This is a genomic window from Micromonospora sp. URMC 106 (assembly GCF_051386395.1).
Taxonomy (GTDB): Bacteria; Actinomycetota; Actinomycetes; order Mycobacteriales; family Micromonosporaceae; genus Micromonospora.
Map to the genome: position 1 here is coordinate 1 of NZ_JBPQTP010000184.1, position 6,785 is coordinate 6,785.

Sequence of the window (6,785 nt, forward strand, 5' to 3'; positions counted from 1 at the left end):
GGCGGCCCGAACTGGCCGGGGCGCTGGAGGCGCTGCGCCGGCCGGACGGCGCCCCCGACACCCCTGGAACGAGTGACGATGCAGGACCGCAAGCCGGTGGAGAGCTGGCTGACCGACATGGACGGCGTGCTGGTGCACGAGGGTCAACCCGTGCCCGGCGCACCGGAGTTCGTCTCCCGGCTGCGCGCCTCGGGCAAGCCGTTCCTGGTGCTCACGAACAACTCGATCTACACGCCCCGCGACCTGCAGGCCCGGCTGAGCCGGATGGGCCTCGACGTGCCCGAGCACGCGATCTGGTCGTCCGCGCTGGCCACCGCCCAGTTCCTGGCCGACCAGCGCCCGGGCGGCACCGCGTACGTGATCGGGGAGGCCGGGCTGACCACGGCGCTGCACGCGGTCGGCTACGTGCTGACCGACTTCGCGCCGGACTACGTGGTGCTGGGGGAGACCCGCACCTACAGCTTCGAGGCGATCACCAAGGCCGTCCGGCTGATCAACGACGGCGCACGGTTCATCTGCACGAATCCGGACGTGACCGGGCCGTCGGTGGAGGGCGCGCTGCCCGCCGCCGGCTCGGTCGCCGCGATGATCTCCAAGGCGACGGGGGTCGAGCCGTACTTCGTCGGCAAGCCCAACCCGATGATGATGCGCTCGGCGCTGAACACGATCAACGCGCACTCCGAGACGACCGCGATGATCGGCGACCGGATGGACACCGACATCCTCTGCGGGCTGGAGGCCGGCCTGGAGACGATCCTGGTGCTGACCGGGATCAGCAGCCGCGCCGAGGCGGAGCGCTACCCGTACCGCCCGTCGCGCATCGTCAACTCCGTCGCCGACCTGATCGACGAGGTCTGACGCGCGGACGCCGCCCATCCGCCGGGCGGTAGGCCCCGCGCGCGGTCAGGGGCGCAGCGGGGCGTTGCAGGCGGCCACGAGGGCCTGCCGGCAGGCGGTGGTCAGCGGGCGCAGCGCGGCGTCGCGCTGCTGGGCCTCGTAGTTGTTGACCGCGCCGCCCGGCGCGGCGTGCCCGGCCAGCGCGAGCACCCGGTCGAGCACGGCGGCCCGGGCGAACAGCCGGCGGGCCCGCGGGTCGAACCCGGGCGGCAGGTCGGTGGCGCCGTCCGGCCGGCGCAGCGCCTCCAGCGCCCCGGCCAGTTCGGGCCGCCACTGGGCGACGTCCAGCCGGGTCAGCGCGGCGGTGGTGTCGTGCAGGGCCGCCGCAAGCTCCGCCTCGGCCTCGGCGGCGCCGGGCAGCGTGAGCGAGGCGGCCGGGGCGTCGGCCGGCAGCGGGTAGACCCGCCAGAGCACCGTCTCGAAGGTGTCGCCGGAGCCGGAGGTGTGCGTGCGCACGTGCGGGATCAGGCCGAGGCTCCCGGCGACGACCGCCTCGCCGGCGAGCAGCGCCGCGCCGGCGAAGTCGCCCGGGCCGGGCAGCCCGCGCGGGTCGCCGGGTGCGGGCAGCACCAGCCGGATCTCGTCCGGCGAGAGCTTCGCCAGGGTGGGCAGCGCCTGCGGCAGCGGGACGTCGGTCCAGGTGCCGGGCGCGTCGGCGACCAAGTGCTCCTCGTCACCGGCGATGGCGTCGGCGACCTCGTCGAAGGGCACCAGCCCGGCGCGCCACGCGCGCACCCAGGCAACGAACCGGCTGGACCGGCGCGGCGCGAGAGTGGCCGCACCCGCTGCGGGGGTGGACATGCCGAAAGGGTACGTGGTCACCGCCGCCCCTGTCTCGACTGCCGCTCCGTGAGGCCCCCGCCATGTCGATCATGCAGCCGTGGCGGGCGGAACGTGGAGCTGTGCCCCGTCCCGGGTGGCCCGACCGCATGATCGACGCCCCGGCGTCGTCGCGGCGTGTCGGGTGCGGGGGTGCGAACGGGGGGTTAGCTTCGGTGGCATGGGGCGGCGGTATGCGGACGACGTGTTGGCGGGGGACTGGCGGCGGCGGAAGGTCACGCCCGAGGTGGACGCCGAAGCGGACCTCGTGGTCGAGGACGCCGACTCCGGCTTCTGCGGGGCCGTGGTCGGCTTCGAGGCCGGCGCGGTGGTGCTGGAGGACCGGCACGGCCGGCGGCGCAACTTCCCGCTGCTGCCTGCCGCGTTCCTGCTCGACGGGCAGCCGGTGACGCTGCGCCGGCCGACCCGCGCCCCCGTACCGGCGGCCCGCCGGCGCACCGCCTCCGGCTCGATCGCCGTGGACGGGGTCCGCGCCCAGGTCGCCAAGGCCAGCCGGATCTGGGTGGAGGGCATCCACGACGCCGCCCTGGTGGAGCGGATCTGGGGCGACGACCTGCGCGTCGAGGGCGTGGTGGTGGAGCCGCTGGACGGCATCGACGCCCTCGACGCCGAGGTGCGCGCCTTCGCCCCCGGCCCGGGCCGCCGCCTCGGCGTGCTCGTCGACCACCTGGTCCCCGGCTCCAAGGAGAGCCGGATCGTGGCGAAGGTGACCTCCCCGCACGTGCTGGTCACCGGCCATCCGTACGTCGACGTGTGGCAGGCGGTCAAGCCGGCGGCGCTGGGCATCGGGGCCTGGCCGGTGGTGCCCCCGGGACAGCCGTGGAAGGAGGGGGTCTGCGCCGCGCTCGGGGTGGCCGAGCCGGCCGACATGTGGCGGCACATCCTGTCCCGGGTCGACAGCTTCGCCGACGTGGAGACCCCGCTGATCAACGCGATGGAACGCCTGATCGACTTCGTCACCGAGCCGGCCTGAGCGTCGCCGGGCCGCCGGGCCCGCCGGCGGCTCCAGCCGCGGGCGCTCAGGGCTCCTGGTCGGGGGTGCGGGTGAAGACGAAGGTGGCGATGTCCAGGGCCACCACCCGGCCCGCCTCGTCGCGCAGCACCGACAGGATCTCCCCGTTCTCCGGGCCGGAGCGGCCCCGCCAGCGGTCCGGCCCCTCCGGGGCGAACGCGCTCACCCGCTCGCCGCGCACGTACACGACCAGCTCGCCCTCGGCCGCGTGCCAGGTGACGTCGAGCGACGCCCCCATCCACCACCAGCGGCCGGACACCTCGTCGACCTCGGCGGGCGGGGCGGCGGCGGCCGGCAGCCACGGCTGCGGGAGCGCCGGCTCGGCGTCCAGCACGGTGGTGAGGATCCGCTGCGCGAGCCCGCCGATCCCGCCGGTGCGGAAGCCGTACGAGTTGGCGAAGCCGATCACGGCCGTGCGGGACGGGCGGTGCACGGTCAGGGCGGACACGTAGCCGGGCATCGAGCCGCCGTGCCCGACGTACACCCGCTCGCCCTGCCGGTAGAGCTCCAGCCCCAGGCCGTGCCCGCCGGTCCACGAGTCGAGGTCGCTGATCACCACCGGGGCGCACATCTCGGTCACCGTCTCCGCCGCCAACACCCGCGGCGCCGGCTCCGCCAGGAACGCCGCCCACCGGGCCAGGTCCTCGGCGGTGGACCAGAGTTGCCCGGCCGGTGCCATCGCCCCGGTGTCGGTACGCGGCTCCTCCCGCAGCGTGTCGTGCCACGGGTGCACCACGTAGCCGCGGGCGAACGGCTCGGTCGCCGCGTACGTCGTCCGGCGCATGCCGAGCGGCTCCAGGAGGCGCTCGCGCAGCAGGTCGGGCCACGGGGTGCCGGTGGTCCGCTCCAGCACCCCGCCGAGCAGCCCGTACGCCAGGTTGGAGTAGTGGTAGGACCGGTGTGCGGGGTAGGCGACCTTCTCGGCGGTCACCCCGGCCAGCAGGGTGGCCAGGTCGGCGCCCTCGGCGCGCTCCCACCAGGCTCCCTCCGGCTCGCGCTGCAGGCCGCTGGCGTGGCCGAGCAACTGTCGGAGCGTGAGCGCGCCGACGGGGGTGCCGGGCAGGTGCTTCTCCAGCGGGTCGTCCAGGGCCAGCCGGCCGGCGTCGCGCTCCTGCATGACCAGGGTGGCGGTCATGGTCTTGCTGATCGAGCCGATCCGGTACTGCAGGTCGGCGTCGGGGCGCGGGTGCGCGCCGGCGGTGGCGAGGTGCGTCAGCGCGCCGTCGCGTACCACGCCGATCACCAGCGACGGTGTGCGGCCGGCGGACTGCGCCTCGGCCACGAGGGTGTCGACCTGGCGGGCGGTGGCGGGCAGCAGGGACACGGGCGCTCCTCCCTCGGGGCCCGGTGGGGTGGGCCGCTGGCGTGCCGCCGAGCTTACTGATCTTCGAGGTTGGGTCGCGCGTGCATCGGCGTGTCACGATCGTGGGGTGGACGCCGTGTTCTGGATCGTGCTGGGTGTCGTCCTGGCGGTCGCCGAGATCTTCACGACGACGCTGTTTCTGATCATGTTCGCGGCCGGGGCCTTCGCCGCCGCCGGCGCCGCGGCGCTCGGCGCGCCGGTCGGCGTGCAGGCGATCGTCTTCGCGGCGGTGTCGGCGCTGACGGTGCTGGGCGTGCGGCCGACGCTGCGCCGGCACCGGCGCTCCGCGCTCGACAGCGGCGGGCAGGCCTTCGGCGTGGAGGCGATCGAGGGCAGCACGGCGTTGGTGCTGGAGCGGGTCGACGCCGGGCAGGGCATGGTCAAGATCGACGGTGAGCTGTGGCAGGCCCGTTCCTACGACGCGGGCCAGGTCTTCGCCGCCGGTGAGCGGGTGCAGGTGATCCAGGTCCGGGGCGCCACCGCCCTGGTGTGGCGGGACGACGTTTCTCCTTCCGGCGAGCTACCCGAAGCGAAAAGGTGAGTACATGGAATTCGTGATCCCGGTCCTGCTGATGGCCGTGGCGCTGATCGGGGTGGTCACCCTGGCCAAGGCGGTGCGGATCGTGCCGCAGCAGCGCCAGGACGTGGTCGAGCGGCTGGGTAGGTACAAGCGCACGCTCAACCCGGGGCTCAACCTCCTGGTCCCGTTCATCGACGCCGTCCGGACCAAGGTCGACATGCGCGAGCAGGTGGTCAGCTTCCCGCCGCAGCCGGTGATCACCTCCGACAACCTGGTGGTCTCGATCGACACGGTCCTCTACTTCAAGGTGGTCGACTCGGTCCGGGCCACCTACGAGATCTCGAACTTCCTCCAGGCCATCGAGCAGCTCACCGTCACCACGCTGCGCAACGTCATCGGCTCACTGGACCTGGAGCGGGCGCTGACCAGCCGCGAGGAGATCAACCGGCACCTGTCCGGCGTGCTGGACGAGACCACCGGCCGGTGGGGCATCAAGGTCACCCGGGTGGAGATCAAGGCGATCGAGCCGCCGCCGAGCATCCGGGACTCGATGGAGAAGCAGATGCGCGCGGAGCGGGACCGCCGGGCGGCGATCCTGAACGCCGAGGGCCACAAGCAGTCGCAGATCCTCACGGCCGAGGGTGAGAAGCAGGCCGCGGTGCTGCGCGCCGACGGTGACCGGCAGGCGCGGATCCTCCAGGCCGAGGGTCAGGCCAAGGCGATCCGGACGGTGTTCGACGCGATCCACCAGGCCAATCCGAGCCAGAAGGTGCTCGCCTACCAGTACCTCCAGGCCCTGCCGCAGATCGCCAACGGCACCGCGAACAAGGTCTGGATCGTGCCGGCCGAGCTGACCAAGGCGCTGGAGGGCATGGGTGGCGCGCTCGGCGGGCTGAGCCAGATGGTCGGCGACGCCCCGGCGCCGGAGGCGGCCGACCACGCGAGCCAGGTGCAGCGCGAGGCGGCCGAGGCCGCGCAGGCCGCGGCCGCCGCCGCCCAGCAGATCCACGACGAGGTGCGCGTCGCCGAGGCGCAGGCCAGCGGCGGCAAGCCGCAGGGGCTGCCGGCGCCCGAGCCGGTCTCCCCGGCGAGCCTGCTCAACGACCCGGCCGACCAGCGCGAGCGGGGCTGAGCGGCCGGGCGACGACCGCCCGGAAATGCGAGAAAGACTCATGGGGCGCTCCGGTCCCTGCCACCATCGGACCTAGGACGGGTGGTGACCAGGCATCGGGGCGCCCCGGCGCGTCCCGCACCGCTCGCGGACGAGCGAGGTGACGCATGAAGGATCCGGCGAAGCGGGTGTGGTCCTCGGCCCCGGTCCCCGGCGCGCACGACCCCACCGGACCACTCGGGAGCCGGCGTACCGGCGGAGGGTTCGGGGTGCTGCCGTTCGTCGGGGATCCGACGCCGGCCGGGCCGGCCACCAACGCCAGCTGGGCCTGGTCGCTGCGCCGGCTCGCCCGGGCCGCGGTGTGGCTGCTCCCCGCGTACGCCGTGCTCTACGGCGTCGTGGCGATGGCCAGCGACGGCGGGGTGGGCAACGACCCGTACCCGGCCGACGGGCGGCCGCTGTACCTGGTGGGCTGGGTGGCGTCGGTCTGGCTCGGGCTGCTCGCCCTGCTGGCGCTGACCGGGCTGCTGGCGGCGACCCGCAGCCGCCGGGCCGCCGCGTCCGGCCTGCTGGTCTCCATCGCCGGCACGGTGCTCATGCTGCCCTTCGCGGGGCTGGCGGAGCAGACCCCGGTCTTCGGCACCACCGCCCGCGGGCTCGTGCTCGTCGGGGCGACCTGCTACAGCCTGGGCTGGCTGCTGACCGGCTGGTCGGTGGCCCGGTCCGGGACGTTCAGCATCGGCGACGGCACGATGCTGATGATCGCCGCCCCGCTGCTGGGCCTCGGCGGCGCGCTGATCGGCTCGCTGCAGACCTTCGGGGCGATCTTCGTGCTGATCGCCGGCATCGGCATCGCCTACCGCTCCGGGCGCCTGGTGCCCCGGGACATCGCCCGCGACGCCGCGAGCGCCAGCCTGGCCACCGCCGCCGCCCCGACCGGCCCGGGCCCGAACGGCCCGCTGGCCACTGGCTGAGCACCTCCCGCCGCGCCGGCCGCCGGAGCTCGTGTCCCGCCCCTGGGGGATGGGTGGGGCGCTGTCTC

At 74.6% G+C, this 6,785-nt stretch carries 7 protein-coding genes; 5 read left to right on the forward strand and 2 right to left on the reverse strand.

Going from position 1 to position 6,785, the window contains the following annotated elements:
• The first annotated feature begins 78 nt into the window (after positions 1–78).
• Positions 79–858: an HAD-IIA family hydrolase gene (locus tag ACSNOB_RS31010; protein WP_393103912.1), complete on the forward strand. Its 780-nt coding sequence runs from the start codon at positions 79–81 to the stop codon at positions 856–858.
• 45 nt (positions 859–903) lie between these two features.
• On the opposite strand, the gene ACSNOB_RS31015 is transcribed toward ACSNOB_RS31010, so the two are convergent.
• The gene (locus ACSNOB_RS31015) at positions 904–1,698 is read right to left on the reverse strand and encodes a hypothetical protein (protein ID WP_436690894.1); all 795 of its coding nucleotides are present in this window, start codon (positions 1,696–1,698) and stop codon (positions 904–906) included.
• 199 nt (positions 1,699–1,897) lie between these two features.
• Between ACSNOB_RS31015 and ACSNOB_RS31020 the strand changes: the two genes are divergently transcribed.
• Positions 1,898–2,710: a DUF3097 domain-containing protein gene (locus tag ACSNOB_RS31020; RefSeq protein ID WP_436690896.1), complete on the forward strand. Its 813-nt coding sequence runs from the start codon at positions 1,898–1,900 to the stop codon at positions 2,708–2,710.
• A 46-nt stretch (positions 2,711–2,756) separates the two neighbouring features.
• On the opposite strand, the gene ACSNOB_RS31025 is transcribed toward ACSNOB_RS31020, so the two are convergent.
• The gene (locus tag ACSNOB_RS31025) at positions 2,757–4,073 is read right to left on the reverse strand and encodes a serine hydrolase domain-containing protein (protein WP_436690898.1); all 1,317 of its coding nucleotides are present in this window, start codon (positions 4,071–4,073) and stop codon (positions 2,757–2,759) included.
• Positions 4,074–4,179: 106 nt separating this feature from the next.
• Here ACSNOB_RS31025 and ACSNOB_RS31030 point away from each other — a divergent pair, with 106 nt between their 5' ends.
• The 3 genes from ACSNOB_RS31030 to ACSNOB_RS31040 all read left to right on the forward strand — a co-directional run bounded on the left by ACSNOB_RS31030 (position 4,180) and on the right by ACSNOB_RS31040 (position 6,717).
• A complete protein-coding gene (locus ACSNOB_RS31030) occupies positions 4,180–4,653 on the forward strand; it encodes an NfeD family protein (RefSeq protein ID WP_436690900.1) in 474 nt (157 codons plus the stop codon).
• A 4-nt stretch (positions 4,654–4,657) separates the two neighbouring features.
• Positions 4,658–5,764 (forward strand): SPFH domain-containing protein, encoded by a 1,107-nt coding sequence (locus ACSNOB_RS31035; protein WP_393103922.1) that lies wholly within the window; start codon positions 4,658–4,660, stop codon positions 5,762–5,764.
• Between the two features lie 146 nt (positions 5,765–5,910).
• Positions 5,911–6,717 carry a hypothetical protein gene (locus ACSNOB_RS31040; protein ID WP_436690902.1) on the forward strand — a complete coding sequence of 269 codons (807 nt, stop codon included), beginning with the start codon at positions 5,911–5,913 and terminating at the stop codon, positions 6,715–6,717.
• Positions 6,718–6,785 lie beyond the last annotated feature (68 nt).